The sequence below is a fragment of the Mycobacterium sp. NGS50 genome (assembly GCF_059812545.1).
In genome coordinates this window covers 1-20,896 of sequence record NZ_JCALCW010000055.1, presented here as the reverse complement: position 1 = coordinate 20,896, position 20,896 = coordinate 1, and the positions used below count along the sequence as shown (strand labels likewise).

Below are 20,896 nucleotides of genomic sequence, written 5' to 3'. Positions count from 1 at the left end.
CCAGCGAGGGAAGGAGAAGACTGCGTCACGCCGAAGCCTTCGCTGCCAAGGCCTCGATGTCACCGCGCCGGAACAGGTAGGCACCGTTCGGGCCAGGGAGTTTCGTTGCGTATGGGATCTCTCCTTGGGATGCGAGTCGAGCGATTGTCCGGGTCGATTTGCCGAGGATTTCGCCGACCTGGGAGCCGATCAACAGTTCGTCTGGATTGCTCACGTTGGCAATCATGATGCAATGCGTCATGACTGTCAACAGTCAGATTTCGGCGTGTTGCGCCGTAGTCGGTCATACCGTCAGGAAGCTCACAGTTGACGCGTGACTGTCATGCGTCGATACTGTGCACATGAGCGAACAGGTGGATTTCGCCAAGATCCCCGAGGTGACTCTGGGGTGGCGCATTCAAATGGCACTTGACGAGGGCGGCCTGAAACAGACCGACCTCATGGAGCGGTTCGAGGTATCGCGCGGAACCGTCTCACGCTGGTGCAGGGACATCGGCCCAGCACCGAAGAAATTCATCCTCAATGAGATCGCCGTGATGTGCGGTGTCTCACCGCGGTGGCTGATCGATGGCACCGCACCGAATCCGGGGCCGGACGGTGGCGGTGATGTGTGCGCCCGAAGAGATTCGAACTCCCAACCTTCTGATCCGTAGTCAGATGCTCTATCCGTTGAGCTACGGGCGCCCGTATTCAGTTGTAGGGCCTAGAAAAGCCTAGGCCCCGGCGGAGGCGAGAGGATTTGAACCTCCGGTCCCCTTTAAGAGGGACAACTCATTAGCAGTGAGTCCCATTCGGCCGCTCTGGCACGCCTCCTTGAACTCCATGAGGGTACCGGACCGTCCTGCAGGCTCCGAAACCGCCGAGGGCACAGCGTACACAGCAGACACATATGCTGTCGAAGTGACCGCCCGCCTGCGCCCCGAAGTGATGGGGCTGCCGGCTTACGTCGAGGGCAAAACGGTGCCGGGTGCGACCAAGCTGGCCAGCAACGAGACCGTGTTCGGACCGCTGCCCAGCGTGCGTACCGCCATCGAGCAAGCCACCGACAACCTCAACCGCTACCCCGACAACGGCTACGCCGCACTGCGCTGCGAGCTGGCCGACTACGTCGGCTTCGCCCCCGAACACGTCGCGGCGGGCTGTGGTTCGGTCAGTCTGTGTCAGCAGCTGATCCAGATCAGCTGCGGCCCCGGCGACGAGGTGATCTTCGGCTGGCGCAGCTTCGAGATCTACCCGCTGCAGGTCCGGACCGCCGGCGCCGTCCCGGTGCAGGTGCCGCTGCGCGACCAGACCTTCGACCTGGAGGCGATGGCGGCCGCGATCACCGAACGCACTCGGCTGATCTTCGTGTGCAACCCCAACAACCCGACCTCGACGGTGGTGCACCCCGACGAGCTGGCCCGCTTTGTCGCCGCCGTCCCGGCAGACATCCTGATCGCCATCGACGAGGCCTATGTGGAATACATCCGCGACGGGCTCTACCCGCACAGCCTGAACCTGGCCCGCGCGTACCCGAACGTGGTGGTGTTGCGCACCTTCTCCAAGGCCTACGGGCTGGCCGGGCTGCGGGTGGGCTACGCGGTGGGCGATCCGGCGATCATCACCGCGCTGGGCAAGGTGTACGTCCCGTTCACCGTGTCCAGCCTGGCGCAGGCCGGCGCCATCGCCTCGCTGCGCGCCGCCGATGAGCTGCTGGCCCGAACCGACGCAGTGGTGGCCGAACGGGCCCGGGTATCGGCGGCGCTGCTGGACGCCGGATACACCCTGCCGGACTCGCAGGCCAACTTCGTGTGGCTGCCCCTGGCCGAGCGCACCGCCGAGTTCGTCGCCGCCGCGGCCGACGCCCGCCTGGTGGTACGTCCCTATGGCAGCGACGGGGTGCGGGTGACGATCGGCGCCCCCGAGGAGAACGACGCCCTGTTACGGTTTGCCCGAGATTGGATTTCGGGCTGAGGAGGTTCTGATGCAGGCAACCGCCACGACGACGGTGTCGACGCCGGTCGCGCGGGTGTGGGAAGTGCTCGCCGACCACGAGGGCATGTCCGCATGGGCCCCCGGCATGAAGGTGACGCTGGTACAGCCCGGCACCCCGGACCGCAACGGCGTGGGCGCGCAGCGCCGCGTCCAGGTGGGGCCGGGACCCGCGTTCGTCGAGGAAGTCACCGCGTTCGAACCGGAGCAGCGGCTGACCTACCGGGCGGTCTCCGGAATCCCGCTGCGCAACTACTTCGGCGACGTGCAACTGCGGTCGGTCGGCGGCGGCACCGAGATCCGCTATTCGGTCAGCGCCGACAACCGCATTCCGGGTGCGGCGGCTGCGCTGGCCCACGGGCTGCTGTTCGCGCTCAAGCGTCAGGTCAAGTGATGACCGATTCGCAGGCCCGCACCCGCTTCACCGAGTTGCGGCAGCGGACGTCGCCGATCGCCGACGCCGAACTCGACGAGTTCTGGGCCGGCCTGCCGACGGTTGGTCTCGAGGACATGCTGGGCGAGTGGTCGGGCGGCGAGTTCGTCACCGGGCACCGGATGAACGGCCGGCTGGAGAAGGCCCGCTGGTTCGGTAAGTCGTTCCGTTCGGTGACCGACGTGCAGCCGCTGGTCTGCCTGGACGCCGACGGCAAGAAGTTCTCCAACGTGGAGCTCGGCAAGGGTGAGGCCAGCCTGTGGCTGGAGGAGTTCCGCGGCGAGATCACCGCGACCATGGTCTACGACGGCCAGCCCACCCACGACCACTTCAAGCGCATCGACGACAACGCCGTCATGGGGATCATGAACGGCAAGGGTGTGCTGGACTTCCAGTCCGGCGTCGGCCGCTACTTCTATTTCTTCCTCGAACGCGCCTAGCGCGGCCGGCGGCCGGTGAACGCCACCAACTGGTCCAAGGCGCTCGCATCGTCGGGCACCTCGACCGGCTGATCGAATCCCACCGTCGCGCGGCCCTGCGGGGTGATGATGGCGCGGGCCAGGTCCAGGACATACCCGGACAGCGACTCCGGGGCCGCCACGTCACGCCCCGTCGCTCGTGCGTAATCCCATGCGTGCACCAGGAATTCGAGCGACAAGATCGCGGCCATCACGCGGGCCGGGGCCTCGTTTGAGCCGACGGTGACGCTGCCGTCCAGCCCGTGGCGATGCCATGCGTCCAGCGCGGGCCGCGCCGCGCAAACCACTTGGCGCTCCACCGAATCGCCGGCGCCGGCCGGCGGGATATCGGCGCCCACCGCACCGCCGAGCACGGTGATCGAGTTCAACAGGTGCTCGGTGAGCTGCGCGACGTCGAACTCCGCGCACGGCGTGGGCTGCCCCAGCTGGTCGGCGCTGACGTGGTGCAGCACCTCTACCAGGACCGCGAGGGTGGCTTCGGCGCTCACCAACTCGTCGGCGGGCGGAGCGTCGGGACCGGGGCGCAGATCAGGGCTCATGGCCCCAGGCTACGGGTCCAGCCCTCCCCGCGAGCGGGTGCTCGCGGGGAGGGGAGGGGGACCTTTACGGGGCGGGGTCTCCGCTCGGGCCCTGCGCGCCAGTGCCACCCTGTGAGCCGGTGTTACCGGTCGCACCGGTCCCACCGCCGAAGCCGCCGGCACCGCCGTTACCGCCCGGACCGCCGGCCCCACCCGTGCCGCCGGCTCCGCCGGCGCCGATCGCACCATCGCTCCCGTCGGCACCCACATCGCCGACACCGGGAGCAGCACCGCCGGCGCCACCAGCACCCGCGTCACCGCCGGCGCCGCCGGTACCACCGACACCACCGGTGCCACCGGTTCCGCCCTTGCCGCCGCTCTGGAATATGCCGCCGGTCGTACCCGTACCGCCCTTGCCGCCGGTACCGCCGGTGCCGCCCTTGCCACCGATACCACCCGAGCCACCTTGACCGCCCTGGCCGCCGTCGCCGGTTTCGGTGCCGCCGGCACCGCCTTGGCCACCGGCGCCGCCGCTGCCCGCGGCGTATCCGGTACTACCGGTGCCGCCGGTACCACCGGTGGCACCGCTGGTGCCGGTGCCGGCCGCACCGGTCGAGCCGGTGGTGGTGTTGGCGCCGCCGTTGCCGCCGTTACCACCCTTGCCGCCGGCACCACCGTCACCGTTGAGACCCGCGTGGCCTCCGTTACCGCCGGCGCCACCGTCGGCGCCCACGGTGTTGGCCGCCCCGCTGGTTCCGTTGCCGCCGTTACCGCCGTCGCCGCCGTCGCCGTAGGGCGCGGTGGAGTCACCACCGTTGCCGCCATAGCCGCCGGCCTGCACCGTACCGCTGCCGTTGCCGCCGTTACCGCCGCTGCCACCATTGCCACCGATACCCTCGGCGCCGGTCGCGCCGCCGGCGGCCTGGGCACCGTCGGCTCTGTAACCACCGGCGCCGCCTGCACCGGCCTCGCCGCGGGTGCTGCTGCTGTCGCCACCGTTGCCGCCGTGGCCGGCCACCGCATTGCCGCCGCCACCGGCCCCGGCGCCACCGTGCCCACCGTTGCCCGCGTTGCCGCCTGCGCCGCCGGTGCCACCGACACCGCCCGCACCATCGGCACCGGCGTTGCCCGCCGTCGCAGTGCCGCCCACACCGCCATCGCCACCGACACCGCCGGCGCCACCGGCGCCACCGGCACCCGTCGCGTCGCCGCCGTCAGTGCCATTGCCACCGCTACCCGCCGCGGCGTCCACACCGTCGGCGCCATTAGCCGCAGCGCCACCGGCACCGCCGAGGCCGCCGACACCGCCCGCACCACCGACGCCACCATCACCCGAGGTGCTACCACCGGCACCCCCGGCGCCACCGTGGCCGCCGAGTCCGCCCGCCGCCCCGTCGGTACCATCGCCGCTGCCGTCGGTGACACCGGCCGCACCGGTCGCACCGGCACCGCCGTGACCACCGGCTCCACCGGTGCCGATCGTTCCGGCGTTACCGCCGGCACCACCGTCACCACCGGTCTGCGCGACCCCGCCGGGACTGCCCTGCCCGGCACCACCGGCGCCGCCCGCGCCGCCGTCACCGCCGACACCGTCAGCACCGCCGGCACCGGCGGCCGCTTGGCTGCCGTCGGAGCCGATGCCGCCGTCACCGCCCGCACCGGCCTGGGCGCGGTCACCGCCCGCACCGCCGGCACCACCGGATCCGGCGGTGGCGTTCGCACCGCCACCAGCGCCGTCACCGCCGGCACCACCGTTGCCCGCGTCACCGGCCGCACCACCGACACCGCCCTGGCCACCGGCGCCGGCCGCACCGGCCGTCCCGGAGGTGACACCACCACCGGCGCCACCGTTACCGCCCAGACCACCGTGCCCGCCAGCGCCGGCGTCGCCACCGTCCACACCCGCGTCACCGTTGCCGCCGCTGCCGGCGGCCGCATCCGCGCCATCGGAACCATGGGCGCCACTGCCTCCGGCCCCGCCGACACCGCCGGTGCCACCCGCTCCGCCAGCCCCGCCGTTACCGGACACCGTGCCGCCGGCACCGCCCGCACCGCCCTGGCCGCCCATTCCGGCATCACCGCCCGCGGTCCCGTTGCCATCGACGTCGGTGATCCCGGCCGCACCCGCGGCGCCGGCACCACCGGCACCACCCGCACCGCCGGTGCCGATCGTGCCGGCATCACCACCGACGCCACCGGAGCCACCGGTCTGCGCGGTGCCGTCGCCGAGCACCTCACCGGTGCCACCGGTGCCGCCCGCACCGCCGTCGCCGCCGATACCGGCCGTCCCGGTCGCACCGCTCGCCGCCTGGGCACCATCGGCGCCCGTGCCGCCCGCGCCACCGGCACCGACCGCGCCGCGGTCACCGCCGGAGCCACCATTACCGCCCGATCCGGCCGTGGCGTTGACGCCGCCACCGGCACCAGCACCGCCGGCGCCACCGTCGCCGGCGTCACCCGCGGCACCACCGGTACCGCCCTGGCCACCGGCCCCGGCCGCACCGACCGTGCCCGACGTGACACCACCGCCGACGCCGCCCTTACCGCCGTGACCACCGGTGCCACCGGCGCCGGCGTTGCCGCCGTCGCCGCCGTCCTGCCCGTTGTCCCCGCTGCCCGCGGTCGCGTCGGAACCGGTCGCGCCGTGCACGCCGCTGCCGCCCGCACCGCCGACGCCGCCGACGCCGCCCTGGCCGCCGGCCCCGCCGTTACCGGACACCGTGCCACCCGCGCCGCCGGCACCACCGTTGCCGCCCAGCCCGCCGGTGGCACCGTCGGTGCCGTCCCCGTTGACGTCGGTAACCCCGGCCGCGCCGGTCGCACCGACACCGCCGTTGCCGCCCGCACCGCCGTTGCCGACCGGTCCGGCATCACCGCCGGCACCGCCGTCACCACCCGCCTGGGCGGTGCCGTCGACCAGGAGTTGGCCGGCGCCACCGGTACCACCGGCGCCACCGTTGCCGCCGCCGGCCGCCGCGCCGGCCGCACCGTCGGCGGCCTGCGTCCCGCCGGCACCCAAACCACCGGTGCCGCCGGCACCGGCCTCGCCGCGGACACCGCCCGCGCCGCCGTGGCCGCCGGCCCCTGCCGCGGCATTCACACCACCGCCGGCGCCGGTACCACCCGCGCCACCGTTACCGGCATTACCGGCTGCGCCGCCGGTACCACCGGCACCGCCCGCACCGGCCGCGCCCGCGTTGCCGGACGTCACGCTGCCCGCGGCGCCACCGGCACCGCCGTTACCGCCGAGGCCGCCGTGGCCACCGTCGCCGGCGTCGTTGCCGTCGCCACCGTTGTCGCCACTGCCCGCGGCCGCATCGGTACCGATCGTGCCGTTGGCTCCGTCGCCACCCGCGCCACCGACACCGCCCGCGCCGCCGTTACCGCCGGCGCCGCTGTTCCCGGAGGTGGAGCCGCCGGCGCCACCGAGTCCGCCCGCGCCGCCGTTGCCGGCGTTGCCGCCCGCGGTCCCGTTGCCGTCGACGTCGGTGACACCGGCCACCCCGGCGGAGCCGGCACCACCGTTGCCGCCGGCGCCACCGGTTCCGATCGCTCCGGCGTCCCCGCCGGCACCGCCGGCACCGCCGTCCTGGGCCGAGCCGTCGGCGAGTGCCTCGCCCGCGCCGCCCGCGCCGCCGGCGCCGCCGTTGCCGCCGCTGCCGGCCGCGCCCGCGGCCCCGTCTGCCCGGTGGGTGACACCGTCGCCGCTGAGGCCGCCGGCGCCGCCGGTCCCGGCCGCGCCGCGGTCACCGCCGGCGCCACCGTTGCCACCGACTCCCGCGGTGGTGTCCGTTCCACCGCCGGCGCCGGCACCGCCCGCACCGCCGTTGCCGGCGTTGCCGGCCGCCCCGCCGTTGCCGCCCAGACCGCCCTGACCGTTGCTGCCCGCGCTGCCGCTGGTGGCCGTTCCACCGGCGCCACCGCTACCACCGGCACCACCGTTGCCGCCGTCGCCACCGCTGCCCGCGCCGCCACCGTCGCCGCCGGCCGCGCCGCTTCCGGCGACCGCGTTGGTTCCGGTGGCGCCGTGGTCACCGGCCCCACCGGCGCCGCCGTTGCCGCCCCGACCGCCGAGGCCGCCGTACCCGCCGTTGCCGGAGGTCGAGCCGCCCATGCCGCCGGCGCCGCCGTTCCCGCCGGCCGCGCCGTCGGTGCCGTTTCCGCCGTCGAGAGTCTCGCTGGCGCTGGTGATTCCGTTGGCACCGGATCCGCCGTCGCCGCCGGATCCACCGTTGCCGATCGCCCCGGCGTGGCCGCCGGCACCACCGTCGCCGCCGGCCTGGCTGGTGCCGTCGGCCAGCACCTGCCCGTTGCCGCCCTTGCCCCCGTATCCGCCGTTGCCCCCGCTGCCGGCCGCGCCGCGGGCGCCGTTGGCGGCGTGGCTGCCGTCGGCGCCCTGGCCGCCCTGGCCACCCTCACCGGCCACCCCGCGGTTGCCGCCGTCGCCGCCGTCGCCACCGCTGCCGGCGACCGCCCCGGTGCCGCCGCCGGTGCCGTTGCCACCGTTGCCGCCGTTGCCGGCGTTACCGGCCGCGCCGCCCTTCCCGCCGATTCCGCCGGTGCCGCTGGCGCCCGCCTGGCCACTGGTGGCGGTACCGCCGGCGGCGCCGTTGCCACCGTTCCCGCCCAGACCACCGGCCCCACCGTTGCCGCCGTTGCCGCCGTCGGCGCCCGATGCGCCGGTTCCGGGGGTGACGAAGCCGGCCGATACGCCGTTCGCGCCGCTGCCGCCGACGCCGCCGGCACCGCCGTTGCCGCCCAGGCCGCCCGCGCCGCCGTTGCCGGAGATGCTGCCGCCGGCGCCGCCGACGCCGCCGTTGCCACCAGCGCCCGCCGCACCGCCGTCGGTGCCGTTGCCGCCGGCGTCGGTGATCCCGGCCACGCCCGCCGCACCGAGACCACCGTTACCGCCGGCACCGCCGTCGCCGATCGACCCGGCCGCACCGCCGGCACCGCCGTCGCCGCCAGATTGGACGGTGCCGTCGCCCAGCACCTGCCCGGTCCCGCCGATACCGCCGGCACCGCCGTTGCCACCGCTGGTGGCTTCCGCGCCGGACGCCCCGCTGTCGGCCTGTATGACGCCGTCGGCGCTCAGGCCGCCCGCGCCGCCGGCACCACCGTTGCCTCGGTCACCGCCGGCGCCACCGGCGCCACCGTTGCCGGCCGAAGTGCCGGAGCCGCCGCCGACCCCGGCACCACCGGCGCCGCCATTGCCGGCGTTCCCTGCCGCGCCGCCGGTGCCTCCGGCACCGCCGGCGCCGTCGCCACCCGCCTGGCCGCCGCTGTTGTTGAGAGCGCCACCGGCACCACCGGCACCGCCCTGACCACCGATGCCGCCATCGGCGCCGTGCCCGCCGGCACCACCGGCACCACCGTTGACATCGATGACGGCGTCGCCGGTCGCACCGACCGAACCGTCGGCACCATTGCCACCGGCGCCACCGACACCGCCCTGGCCGCCCTGGCCGCCGACGCCGCCGTTGCCGGCGATCGAGCCGGACGCGCCACCCTGGCCGCCGGCGCCACCGAGGCCGCCGGTGCTTCCCGCGGTGCCGTTGCCGTTGACGTCGGTGCCGCCGGCCTCGCCGACCGCGCCATCGCCGCCGTTGCCACCGGCACCACCGTCGCCGGAGGAGCCGCCCGCTCCGCCGTTACCGCCGGCGCCGCCGATCTGGGCGACACCGCCGACCGAGCCGGAGCCGACGCCGCCGGCACCGCCGCTGCCGCCGTTACCGGCGATACCCGACCATGACACGGCCGCGCCGCTGTCGGCCTGGGTCAGCCCATCGCCGCTGAAACCGCCGGCCCCGGCCTGGCCGTCATCGGCGCGGTTACCGCCGGCGCCACCGTTTCCGCCGTTGCCTGCGGCGGAGCCCCCGCCGCCGCCGGCTCCGGCGCCACCGTCACCGCCGTCGCCCGGGATGCCGCTGAATGCCGCGTCACCGCCTTGCCCGCCGGCCCCGGCCGCGCCCGTGTTGCCGTTGGCCGCGGCGCCACCGGCGCCGCCGTTACCGCCCACGCCGCCGCTGCCGCCGGCACCGGCGTTGCCGCCCTTGACGCCGTCGACACCGGCCTGGCCGCTGCCGGCCGCCGCGTCGGCGCCGTTGGCGCCGTGGGTGCCGTCACCGCCCTGGCCGCCAGTGCCGCCGACACCACCGTGGCCGCCGGCCCCGCCGTCGCCGGCATCCGACCCGCCGAGACCGCCGACGCCGCCGACACCACCAGCCCCACCGAGGCCACCCGCCGTGCCGTTGCCGTCATCGTCGAGGTAGCCGTCCGCGCCGTTGCCGCCGTGGCCGCCGACACCACCGGCACCGCCGTTGCCGGTCGTCGCCGCGTTGCCGCCGACACCACCAGCGCCACCGCCCTGACCGGTGGTCGATGCGCCGATCTGGCCGGCGCCGTCGCCGCCGGCACCACCGGTCGCGCCATCACTCGCCGCGCCCGCATTGCCCGCCGCGCCACCGGCGCCGCCGTCGGTGCCGACCCCGGCGTGTCCGGCCGCACCGCCGTCCGCACCGTCACCACCGACACCACCGGCACCGGCGGTCGCCGCGCCGCCGCCACCGAGACCCTGGCCGCCGGCCGTCGCCAGGCCGGCCGCACCACCGTCACCGGCGGCACCGCCGGCGCCGCCCGTCCCGTTGGCCGAGGTTCCGCCCAGACCGCCGTCGCCGCCCTGGCCACCCGCGCCGGCGTTCCCGCCGTTGCCGCCGGCCGTGTCGGCCAAAGTCGCATCCGCGGCCGCGCCGCCGTTGCCGCCGACACCGCCGGTGCCACCGTGGCCACCGACGCCGCCGTCGCCGGAGTTCAAGCCGCCCGCGCCGCCCGCACCACCGTGGCCACCGAGCCCGCCGGTGCCACCGGCCATGCCGTTGCCGAGGGCGTCGGTGCCGCCGGCAACCCCGGTCGCGCCCACACCGCCGGCCCCGCCGGCGCCACCCGTGCCGTCGGCACCCGCGTCGCCGCCGGCCCCACCATCACCACCGGATTGCACGGTGCCGTCGCCCAACACCTGCCCGTCGCCGCCGACGCCACCGGCACCGCCGTCACCGCCGGTGCCCGCCGTGCCGCCGGCACCGCTGCCGGCCTGGACACCGTCGCCGCCCTGGCCACCGGCGCCACCGGTTCCGGCCACCCCGCGGTCACCGCCCGCGCCACCGTGGCCGCCGGCACCGGCGACCGCGTTGACGTCGCCGCCCGCACCGGCACCGCCCTGGCCGCCGTTGCCGGCGTCACCCGCGGCACCACCAGCGCCACCGATTCCACCGGCCCCGGCCGCGCCCGCGTTGCCGGCCGCCGCGCCACCGCCGACGCCGCCGGTTCCACCCGCGCCGCCGCTGCCGCCGTTGCCGCCGCTGCCGCCGGCACCGCCGTCGTTGCCCGCGGCACCACTGCCCGCCAGGGCGTCGTCACCGGCCGCACCGGCAGCGCCGTCGCCGCCCGCACCGCCCGCACCGCCGGCGCCGGCCTTACCGCCGGCACCACCACTCCCGGCCAGGGATCCGCCCTGCCCGCCGGCGCCACCGTTGCCGCCCGCGCCGCCGGACAAACCGGTGGTGCCGTTGCCGTTGACGTCGACCACCCCGGCCTGCCCGGTGGCACCGTCACCGCCGGCACCACCGGCACCACCACTGCCGTATGCCCCGGCATCGCCGCCGGCACCACCACTGCCGCCGTCCGCGCCGGCCACACCACCCGCGCTGGCGTCGTAGCCGGCACCGCCGGCACCGCCGTTGCCGCCGGCGGTGGCCACCACGCCGCCGAGACCGTGGGCGCCGGCCGCCGCACCGGTCCCGCCGGCCGCGCCGCCGGCACCACCGTTACCCGCGAGCGTTCCGGAGTCACCGCCACGGCCGCCGTCACCGCCGTCCGGGGTCGACACGTCACCGGCTGCGCCGGCACCACCGTTGCCGCCCGCTCCGGTGTTACCGCCGGCGCCGCCCGCACCGCCGGAACCGCTGGTTCCGGTCGCGCCGCCCATGCTGCCGCTGTGTCCACCGGCGCCGCCGGCACCGCCGTGGCCACCGTTGCCGCCGTTGCCGCCATTGCCGGCGTCGGTGCCGTCCGCGCCGGCCGCCGTCGCGTTCACACCGTTGACGCCGCCCCCACCGTTGCCGCCGGCTCCACCGGCGCCGCCGAGACCGCCGTTGCCGCCGCTGCCGATCAGCGCGCTGCCGTCACCCCCGGCGCCTCCCCTTCCGCCGTCGCCACCCAGTCCACCGCTGGCGCCGGCCGCACCGGTTATGCCGGCACTGCCCGCACCGCCGTTGCCGCCGACGCCGCCGTTGCCGAAGTACCAGCCCATGGCCGCACCGCCGAGGCCACCGTCGCCACCGTCACCGTCACTGGCCGATCCGCCGTCACCGCCGGCACCGCCCCAGCCCATGAACGTGCCGCCGGATCCGCCGTCACCGCCCGCGCCGCCGTCGATGCCGTCACCGCCGGCGCCGCCGTTGCCGAACCAGCCCAGGGCGTCGCCACCGTCACCGCCGACACCGTCGATGGAGGTGCCGCCCGCGCCACCGTCGCCGAACCACAACCCGCCGTTGCCACCGGCCGCCTCGGCCAGCGTGCCGCCGCTGATGCCGTCGGCGCCGTTGCCGATGTAGAACCCGCCGAGGGACTCATTGATCCAGTCGTTCATCTGGATGCCGAAGCTGCTGTTGATCCAGTCCTGTTGGGCGTCGTGGATCGGCTCATAGACCCACTGGTTGAACCAGTCCGCGAACGGGTCCGGGTTGGTGGCCGCCAGCGCGAACGCGTCATCGGCCGCGGGCAGATCCCAGGTGCTCGGGTCAATCAGGTTGTTGAAGAAGGTGTCCCAGCCGTTGGGGTCGAGGAACGCCTCCCACGACGACGCGTCGCCCAGGTTGGTGACGGCGTCGCCCAGGGTCGGGCCGAGCAGGTCCATCACCCAGTCGATGTCGAACACGTCGGCGTGGGCCTGCGGTGCCGGCGCCACCGGGGTCAGCCCGAACGCGAAGAACGCGCTGACGGTGGCGGCCGCGCCAACGGCCCGGTTGCGGCCTGCAGCCCTGCTGCCGCGCGAAATCCGACGTCCGCGGTTACCAGCCATCTGGGATTTCCCCTATCTGTGCGAAATCGGTGAGGAGAGTTGTGGATTCGTTGTCATCGACGGCTCCGAGCGCATCGCTGCTAGGCGCCCAGCGCCGCCGCGATCTGCGCCGGCAGATCGTCGAACAGGAAGCTGAACATCCCGGAGAAGTCACCCAGATGCGCGTCCAGCACGCCGCTGCCCGACAGCCCGAGGTTGTCGAACAGCATGTCGAGGGTGAAGTTGCTCAAGCCCAGGTCGCCCAGCAGATCGTTGAGCGACGTGCTGCCCAGGCCGAGACCGGCGATGATCCCGTCCAGGTCAACGCTGTTGAGGCCGAGGTCACCGAGCAAGCCGGTCAGGCTGACGCCACCGAGCAGGTCGTCGATCGCGTCGTTCAAACTGACGCTGTTCAGCCCGATGTCGCCGAGCAGGGTGTTCAGGTTGACGCCGCCCAGCAGGCTTTCGATGACGTCATCGAGGTGAACGTTGTCCATGTTCAGGCTGCCGAGCACCGAGTTGACCGTGACGTCGCCGAACAGCCGGTCCAGCACCGTGTTGATGTCCAGGTTGTCCAGGTTCCAGTTGCTCAGCATGTCAATGACATTCACGTCATTGAGGCCCAGCCGGTCGATCACCGTGCTCAGGTCGAGGTTGTTGAAGCCCAGGTTGTCCAGCAGCGACTGGACGCTCACGTCGTCCAACCCGAAGCCGTTGACCAGCACCTGGTCGATGCTGGTGTTGTCGAATCCCAGGTTGTGCAGGACGTCACCGATGCTGGTGTTCAGACCCAGGTTGGTGATGACCGTGGAGAGGTGCTCGTTGCCCTGGCCGGTCGCGCCGATCAGGTCGGCGATGGTCTTGTCGGCCAGGCTGACACCGCTGTGGTCGGTCTGCAGGTTCTGCATGGTTTCCAGCACGCTGTTGTTGCCGAGCCGCTGATACAGGGTCTCGTTGGCCCCGAAACCGGCGGCCGCTGCGCCGACCGTGCACAGGAAGCCGGACAAGCCGGCCAGGCCGCACAGCGTCTGGTTGGCGATGCTCGCCGGCAGCAGGTCTTTGAACACGGTGTCGGCCATGCCGAGCTGGGTCACCAACTCACCGAGCGTGGTGGTGCCCATACCCGATTGGCCGACCGCTTCGGACAGCGTCAGATCCATGTCCATGCTTTGCAGCAGGTCGATGAGGAGCTGGCCGAATCCGGTCTCGGCGGTGGTGCCGAACTGCTCGGCGAGCATGCTCAGCACCATGTCGGAGACGGTCTGCTGACCGATGCCCGAGGAGTCCAGCAGCGACGTCACCACGTCACCGACGCTCATGTCGCCGAGGATCGGGCTGGTCACATCGCTGAGCGTCTGGTCGCCGACCAGGTCGGTGAGCAGCCCGCCCACACTCAGCTCGCCCATACCGAGTTGCTCCAACAGGCCGGTGACCGTTGGGTTTCCGATTCCGGCGGTGGCGAGTAGATCCGAAAGCAGTTGCGCCACAGACTCGTTGCCGATGCCACCCTGGTTCACCAGGTCGGTGATGCTCGGGTTGCCGACGCCGAGCTCGTTGAGCAGCGAGATCGCCAGATCCGAGACCGGCTGGTCACCCACCCCGAGCTGGTCCAGCAATCCGACCGGGGTCAGGTCGCCGTAGCCCATGGAGTCGAGCACGCTGGTCAGCAGGCTGCCCACCGACATGTCGCCCAGCCCGAGCTGCTCGAGCAGGTCGACCGGGGTCATCTGGCCGTAGCCCAGGCCGTCGACCAGGTTGGTCAGCAGACTTTCCAGCGACATGTCGCCCACGCCGAACGCGCTGAGCAGCCCGCCGAAGCTCTGGCTGCCGATGCCCAGCTGGTCGATCACCTGGCCCAACCCGATGTGCAGATCGAAGGCCTGCCCTGCGGGAACCAGCAGGCCGTTGAACGCGGGGATGTTCAACCCGAGGACGCTGATCCCGTCCTGGCCGTTGAGGAACGCGTCCATCAGGACCGCCGGGGCGGTGACCAGGGCGGTCAGCATGCCCCACGGGTCGGAGAAGTCGAAGAGCTGAGCCGAGATGTCCTGCATGGCGTTGAAGACGTTGATCCACGGGCCGATCGCGGCGATCAGCGCGGTCAGCATCGGCGTCAGTTCAGCGCTGATGTCAACCGGCAGCGGCAGCGCCGAAACGCTGACGTCGGGGAAGATCTGGGTCAGCAACGCGACGACATCGGCCAGGTGGGACATCGACTCGGCGGGGTTCTCGAACAGCTGCGTGAACAGCGCGTTCATCCCCGAACTGGCCGACAGCTCAGCCAGGTTGGCGGAGGTGTTGTTGAACAGGTCCACATAGGGCTGCCACAGATCGGAAGCATCGGCGGCCAGCGTGACCGCTGACTGCTGCGCCTGCGACAGCGGATGGACGTCCGGTGCGGCTGCCGGCACGACGGCGATCATGCTGGCACCGACGATCGCGACACCGGTGGTCAGGTACGGACGAAGCGCTAACTGCATTGTGGCTCTCCCGGTTTCGTGTGTTATGGCCTATGCGCCCAGCGCTGCCGCGATCTGGTCCGGCAAGTCGTTCATCAGGTAGTCCCACAGGCCGGTGAAGCCGGAGACATCGAAGTTGAACAGGTCGGTGTCGCCCAGGCCCAGCTGGTCGAGCAGGCCGTCCAGGTCGAGATCGCCCCAACCGGTGCCCGCCAGCAGCGAGTTGATGGTGGTGTCGCCCAGGCCGAGGCCGGCGATCAGCGAGTCCAAATCGGTGCTGCCCAAGCCCATGTCGCCCAGCAGCGAGCTCACGGTCATGTCGCCCAGGAAGCTCTGCAGCAGGGCGTCCAGATGCGTGTCGCCCAGACCCGAGTCGCCCAGCACCGATCCGACCGTGGTGTCGCCGAACAGCTGGTCGATCAGCGTGTTCAGGTCCATGTTGCTCAGGTCCTGGCCGTCGAGCAGGTTGCCCACCGTGGTGGTGCCGAACAAGCTGTCCAGCAACGACGAGAGGTGCTCGCCACCGATGCCGGAGTCGCCGAGCAGCGAACCGACCGTCGCGTCGCCCAGCAGGTTGTGCACCAGGGTGTCCAGGTCGGTGTCGTTCAGGCCGAGCTGGGTGAACAGCTGACTGAGCGGCGCATCCATATCCAGGCCCAGGGTGGGGCCCAGGGTGGTCAGCAGGGTGATCAGGTCGACATTCAGTCCCTGCTCGTCGAGGAACTGGGTCAACGTGGTGGTGAGGTTCTCCTGCAGCAGCGTGGTGATCTTTTCGTCGGTCAGCTCGCCGAGCAGCTGGCCCACGGTCTGGTCGGCCTTGCCCTGGCCGGCGATGATGTCGATCAGCGTTTGGTCGCCCAGTTGTTCGGTCAGCGACTTGTCGTTGGCCTTGGCCAGGCTGAACGGGTTGCCGCCGGTGGCCTGGATGAAGTCGCCGATCGTCATGTCGTCGAAGCCCAGGCCGTTGAAGACGGTTTCCAGCGAGATGTTGGACAGTCCGGCCGCGTCAAGGAAGTCCTCCAGCGTCACATCGCCCAGACCGGCCGCGGTGAGCATGTCGCCCAGTGTCAGGTCGCCCTGACCCATCCCCTCGAACAGATCCGACGCCAGCTGGCCCAGGCTCACGTTGCCCACGCCGAGGGCCTCGAGTAGTTCACCCGGGGTCTGATGCCCCAGGCCCAGGGCCTCGAGCACCTTGCCGATCAGCTCGCCGCTGGTCATCGCGCCCAGGCCGAGTTGGTCGAGCAGTTCGGCGGGGCTCTGGTGGCCCAGGCCGAGCGAGTCGAGCAAAGAGCTTGCCGCGTCGCCCAATTGGAGGTCGCCCAGGCCGATCTGGTCGGCCAGCTGGCTGATGGTTGGGTCGCCGATCTGCAGCGCGTCCAGCACGTGCTGCAGCAAGCCGGAGACGCTCTGGTCGCTCAGGCCGACGTCACTGATCAACTGCCCGACGTTGGGGTTGCCCACCCCGAGCGCATCGAGCACCTCCTTGAAGATGCCGGCCACCGACTGCCCGCCCAACCCGACCTGGTCGGCGAGTTCGGAGACCGTCGGGTTGCCCACGCCGATCGCGTTGAGCAGTGTCGACGCCAGGTCGGCGACCGGTTGCCCGCCCAGACCGAGTTGGTCCAGCAGGTCGACCGGGGTCTGGTGGCCGAGCCCGATCGCGTCGAGAAAGTCGGTCAGCAGCGTCTGCAGCGACAAGTCCCCGATGCCGAGGTCGGTGAGCACCGAGCTGATGCTGCTATGCCCGATACCGAGGTTGTCGAGCAGATCGGACCCGTTCATGTCCAGGTCGAAGGGCTGGCCCGGAACGAGTAGGCCGTTGAAGATCGGCAGGCTGATACCGACGAGGTCCCAGCTGGTGGTGCCGTTCAGGAATGCGTTGAGCAGGATGGCCGGGGCGTCGATGATGCCGGTGACGATGCCCCACGGGTCACTGAAGTCGAAGATCTGCACCGCGATGTCGTTGAGCGCGTTGAGCATGTTGATCCACGGGCCCAGCTCGGCGAGCAGGACGACCAGCACCGGCGACAGGTCGGCGCTGACCTGCATCGGCAGACCGGAGAAGTCGCCGGTGATGTTCGGCATCACGGTGGTCAGCAGGTCGATGACGTTTTGGATGTTGGCCAGCGACTCGGCGGGGTGCAGCAGCAACTGGGTCAGGATCGGGAAGTCGAAGGCGTGCTCGCCGAGGGCGGCGAGGTTGTCCGCGGTGTTGGTGAACAGGTCGGCCCAGGCGTTGGCCAGTCGGACGTCGGGCTCCCGGACATACGGGTGCGCCGGACGGATGTCGGGCAGCGGTGCGACCGCTGGAACAACCGCGATGAGACTGGCACCAACGATGGCGATACCCGTCGTGACATACGGGCGAAGCGTCTGTTGCATCAATGCACTCCACTTTGAGTACGGAAGCGTTGCTTAACGCGGCGTTGCTTAAAGTTACATGAGGATAGCCTTTCGGCAAGAGAAAAGTAACCACTTGATCCGGGCGCGTTTCGGGGGTTTTGGTTCACCGTCTGCCGCTAGTTGTCCCGCAGACGGGACATCACGCCCTCGTTGGCCAATTCTGTTCTGAGAACTATATAAGTTACATGTATGTTACGTAGTGTTACATGCAGATGACACGCCGGTTGGCCGTTGAAGGCCGCTTCACCCACCGATGTGGTGTCTGTACTGCGGTTTTGTTCTCAGCGGTGCGGATGCCCCGGGATGGCTCTCCGGATGGTCCTTGTTGGGCTGCGGGTCAGCCCTGGCGGGACGCGCGTTGGCGCAGCAGTCCCTTGGCGACCAGCCGGGCCAGCTTCAACGCGACCTCGGGCTGCTTGGCGCCCGGGATGGTCGGGTCGATGACCGGCGGCGCATGCCACTCGGCCACCGGCTCCAAGCCCTCGTCGAGGAAGCGCTGCCGGCACGCGTTGCGCTGGATCTTTCCGCTGGACGTGGTGGGGATACGCAGCGGCTTGACCAGCAGCACGTCCTGCGGCTCGATGCCGTGGTGCTCCTTGATCGCGACGCGGACGGCGTCGATCACCTCGGCGGGGTCGACCTCGCCGATCATGTGGCGGTCGACCTCCTGCACCACAACCAGCTGCTCGGCGACGGCGACTCGTCGCCGATGGATGATCGAGAAGACCGCGCCACGGCCCCGCACCAGCACCGGATGGGTTTCCTGCACGGTCATCTCGATGTCGTTGGGGTAGTAGTTCTTACCCCGGATGATCACCAGGTCCTTGCTTCGCCCGGCGATGAACAGCTCCCCGAACCGGAAGAAGCCCAGATCCCCGGTCCGCAGGTACGGACCCGCGCCGCTGCCGGCGACGTACGCGCCGAAGATCTGCTCGGTCTCCTCGGGTTTGTTCCAGTACCCCTGAGCGACACAGGGTCCGGCGATCCAGATCTCGCCGACCTGGTCGGGTGGGCGCAACTCCCGGGTGTCGGGGTCGACGATGACGACGTCCTGTCCGCCTCGTGGCTGCCCACAGCCGACCAGGGTCACGGTGGTGGGATCGTCCGGCGGGGCATCGACGACGCGGTTGTCCTCCAGCGCGCCGCGATCGATGTGCTGGATCAGCGGTGCCGGCGAATCCGACACCCCCGAGACGCCCAGCGTCGCCTCGGCCAGCCCGTACGCCGGCAGGAACGCCTCCCTCCGGAAGCCGCACGCCGCGAACGCCTCGGCGAAGTTGTCCATCGTCGCCGCCTGCACCGGCTCACCCCCGGTCACCGCGATCGACCAGTTGGACAGGTCGAGCTCGGCGCGCTCTTCCGGGGTGCTGCGTTGCACGCACCAGTCGTAGGCGAAATTCGGTGCGGCGCTGACCACGGCGCGCTGGCGGGAGATCGCCCGCAGCCAGTTCATCGGGCGCATCAGGAAGGCACCCGGCGACATGAGCGCGATGGTGAACCCGGACTCGATCGGCGCGAGCACGCCGCCGATCAGCCCCATGTCGTGGTGATGCGGCAACCACGAAACCCCGGTGACCGCGCTGGACGCCTCGTCGAACAATGGGTCGGCCGCCTCGGGATTCCACGCCCGCCGGATCAGCCGCAGGTTCTGGATCAGGTTGTCGTGGGTCAGCACGATGCCCCGCGGCGTCCGCGTCGAACCCGAGGTGTACTGCACCATCGCGTGCGTGTTCGCGTCGACCTCGGGCGCGGTCCAGTCGTCGGCAGCCTCGTCGGGCACCTCGGTGATGCACCACTGCAGGTGCTGATCCACCAGAGAATCCACCGTCTTCTTGATCTTCAGCCGCGTCTCGGGGGTGGCCAGCGCGAAGCGGGCACGTGCGTCGGGGACGACGGTGGCCACCCGCTTGGACGCCCAGTGCTCGTCGACCGGGACCGCGACCGCACCGGCGTACAGGCAACCGAAGTAGCCGGCGAGGCAGTCCAGACCCGGACGCCACAGCACCAGGACCCGCTCACCGGTGGCGCCCCGCCGTTGCAGGTCGGCCCCGATCGCGCGGGCCCGCATGTCCAGCTCGGCGTAGCTGAGCTGGGTGCGGTCCACGTCGTCGCCGTTGTAGGAGAAGCTGAACGCGACCTTGTCGCCGAGCCGATCCGCCTGGAGCCGAAGCAATTCCAGCAACGTGCTGGTCGTGGGCGCAGAAGGCGCAGTGGGTGCAGAGGGCATCGCATTCACCTAGATCGTGCCGGCGGTGGTTCGGCAGAAGATATCAGCCGGGTGTTCCCAGTGCAGCGACTTTAGTGGACTTCAGTGGACCGTACGACCGGGCCGCACGGTGCCCGCCACCGCGTGCGCTACCGTCTCGACATGGCCGAGTCCTATGAATCCGTCACCGTCGAAATCAAAGACCATGTCGCCCAGGTCACGCTGATCGGGCCCGGCAAGGGCAACGCGATGGGCCCGGCGTTCTGGTCGGAACTGCCCCGGGTGTTCGCCGAACTGGACGCCGACCGCGAGGTGCGGGCGATCGTGCTGACCGGATCGGGCCGCAACTTCAGCTACGGGCTGGACCTGGCCGCGATGGGTGGAACGCTGACCCCGATGCTGGCCGACGGGGCCCTGGCCCGACCGCGTGCGGAGTTCCACCGCGAACTGCAGAGCATGCAGGGGGCGATCACCGCGGTGGCCGACTGCCGCACCCCGACGATCGCGGCGATCCACGGTTGGTGCATCGGCGGCGGGGTGGACCTGATCTCGGCTGTCGACATCCGGTACGCGTCGGCCGACGCCAAGTTCAGCGTGCGCGAGGTGAAACTGGCCATTGTCGCCGACGTCGGCAGCCTGGCCCGGCTGCCCCTGATCCTGTCCGACGGGCACCTGCGCGAACTGGCCTTGACCGGCAAGGACATTGACGCCGCTCGGGCGGAGAAGATCGGTCTGGTCAACGACGTGTACGACGACGCCGACGCCACCCTGGCCGCCGCCCATGCCACCGCCGCCGAGATCGCCGCCAACCCGCCGCTGACCGTGGCGGGCGTCAAGGACGTGCTCGACGAGCAGCGCACCGACCGGGTGGCGGCCAGCCTGCGCTACGTGGCGGCGTGGAACTCGGCGTTTCTGGCCTCCAAGGATCTGATGGAGGGCATCGGGGCGGTGATGGGCAGGCGCGCACCCGAGTTCACCGGCGAATAGTGGCCTGGGTACTGCTGCTCGGGGCGATCGGCTTCGAGGTCGCCGGCACACTGTCGATGCGGGCTTCCGAGGGGTTCACCCGCTGGGGGTGGGCCATTCCGGTGGCGGTCGGCTACGTGGTGTCGTTCGTGCTGTTGGCGATGGTGCTGAAACGCGGCATCCCGGTGGGGGTGGCCTACGGGGTGTGGTCGGGCATCGGGGTGGCCGCCACGGCGGTGCTGGCCCGCTTCCTGTTCGACGACCCGTTCACTCCGACGATGGCCGGCGGCGTGGTATTGATCGGGGCCGGGGTGTATCTGATGGAGGCCGGCAGCGTTTAGCTCGCTTTTCCGCCCGCCTTACGCCGAGATTGCATCCAGGTACATCTCCACTCGCACTT

Annotated in this window: 12 protein-coding genes and 2 tRNA genes; 6 read left to right on the top strand and 8 right to left on the bottom strand. The window is 71.8% G+C overall.

Annotated elements, in window-relative coordinates; genetic code table 11:
* Window positions 1–25: 25 nt before the first annotated feature.
* On the bottom strand, window positions 26–226 hold the full coding sequence (locus AC5Y36_RS24730) for a helix-turn-helix domain-containing protein (RefSeq protein WP_500043613.1): 201 nt from the start codon (window positions 224–226) through the stop codon (window positions 26–28).
* Between the two features lie 115 nt (window positions 227–341).
* Between AC5Y36_RS24730 and AC5Y36_RS24725 the strand changes: the two genes are divergently transcribed.
* Window positions 342–653: a helix-turn-helix domain-containing protein gene (locus tag AC5Y36_RS24725; RefSeq protein ID WP_500043614.1), complete on the top strand. Its 312-nt coding sequence runs from the start codon at window positions 342–344 to the stop codon at window positions 651–653.
* On the opposite strand, the gene AC5Y36_RS24720 is transcribed toward AC5Y36_RS24725, so the two are convergent.
* Window positions 612–684: transfer RNA gene (locus tag AC5Y36_RS24720), tRNA-Arg, on the bottom strand. The genes AC5Y36_RS24725 and AC5Y36_RS24720 overlap by 42 nt on opposite strands.
* Window positions 685–724: 40 nt before the next feature.
* Window positions 725–813: transfer RNA gene (locus AC5Y36_RS24715), tRNA-Ser, on the bottom strand.
* An 87-nt stretch (window positions 814–900) separates the two neighbouring features.
* Between AC5Y36_RS24715 and hisC the strand changes: the two genes are divergently transcribed.
* Genes hisC through AC5Y36_RS24700 form a run of 3 tightly spaced genes read left to right on the top strand, consistent with a single transcriptional unit; the run spans window position 901 to window position 2,844 of the window.
* Window positions 901–1,953 carry a histidinol-phosphate transaminase gene (gene hisC / locus AC5Y36_RS24710; RefSeq protein ID WP_500043612.1) on the top strand — a complete coding sequence of 351 codons (1,053 nt, stop codon included), beginning with the start codon at window positions 901–903 and terminating at the stop codon, window positions 1,951–1,953.
* A 10-nt stretch (window positions 1,954–1,963) separates the two neighbouring features.
* Complete coding sequence (locus AC5Y36_RS24705; protein WP_500043611.1) at window positions 1,964–2,365, top strand: SRPBCC family protein; 402 nt, start codon at window positions 1,964–1,966, stop codon at window positions 2,363–2,365.
* The gene (locus tag AC5Y36_RS24700) at window positions 2,365–2,844 is read left to right on the top strand and encodes a DUF4334 domain-containing protein (RefSeq protein ID WP_500043610.1); all 480 of its coding nucleotides are present in this window, start codon (window positions 2,365–2,367) and stop codon (window positions 2,842–2,844) included. The genes AC5Y36_RS24705 and AC5Y36_RS24700 overlap by 1 nt, the downstream gene beginning before the upstream one ends.
* Here AC5Y36_RS24700 and AC5Y36_RS24695 read toward each other — a convergent pair.
* The 5 genes from AC5Y36_RS24695 to AC5Y36_RS24675 form a co-directional block, all read right to left on the bottom strand.
* Window positions 2,841–3,422, bottom strand: coding sequence for a TIGR03086 family metal-binding protein (locus tag AC5Y36_RS24695; RefSeq protein WP_500043609.1), 582 nt, complete (start codon window positions 3,420–3,422; stop codon window positions 2,841–2,843). The two genes, AC5Y36_RS24700 and AC5Y36_RS24695, sit on opposite strands and share 4 nt — an antisense overlap.
* A gap of 64 nt (window positions 3,423–3,486) precedes the next feature.
* Window positions 3,487–12,480: a PE family protein gene (locus tag AC5Y36_RS24690; protein WP_500043608.1), complete on the bottom strand. Its 8,994-nt coding sequence runs from the start codon at window positions 12,478–12,480 to the stop codon at window positions 3,487–3,489.
* 80 nt (window positions 12,481–12,560) lie between these two features.
* Window positions 12,561–14,939 (bottom strand): autotransporter outer membrane beta-barrel domain-containing protein, encoded by a 2,379-nt coding sequence (locus AC5Y36_RS24685; protein ID WP_500043607.1) that lies wholly within the window; start codon window positions 14,937–14,939, stop codon window positions 12,561–12,563.
* A 30-nt stretch (window positions 14,940–14,969) separates the two neighbouring features.
* Complete coding sequence (locus AC5Y36_RS24680) at window positions 14,970–17,303, bottom strand: hypothetical protein (RefSeq protein WP_500043606.1); 2,334 nt, start codon at window positions 17,301–17,303, stop codon at window positions 14,970–14,972.
* A 358-nt stretch (window positions 17,304–17,661) separates the two neighbouring features.
* On the bottom strand, window positions 17,662–19,551 hold the full coding sequence (locus AC5Y36_RS24675; RefSeq protein ID WP_500043605.1) for a fatty acyl-AMP ligase: 1,890 nt from the start codon (window positions 19,549–19,551) through the stop codon (window positions 17,662–17,664).
* 141 nt (window positions 19,552–19,692) lie between these two features.
* Between AC5Y36_RS24675 and AC5Y36_RS24670 the strand changes: the two genes are divergently transcribed.
* Both AC5Y36_RS24670 and AC5Y36_RS24665 read left to right on the top strand, forming a co-directional pair.
* A complete protein-coding gene (locus tag AC5Y36_RS24670) occupies window positions 19,693–20,517 on the top strand; it encodes a crotonase/enoyl-CoA hydratase family protein (protein WP_500043604.1) in 825 nt (274 codons plus the stop codon).
* Window positions 20,517–20,837 carry a DMT family transporter gene (locus tag AC5Y36_RS24665; protein ID WP_500043603.1) on the top strand — a complete coding sequence of 107 codons (321 nt, stop codon included), beginning with the start codon at window positions 20,517–20,519 and terminating at the stop codon, window positions 20,835–20,837. Before AC5Y36_RS24670 ends, AC5Y36_RS24665 begins: the two co-directional genes overlap by 1 nt.
* Window positions 20,838–20,896: the final 59 nt, after the last annotated feature.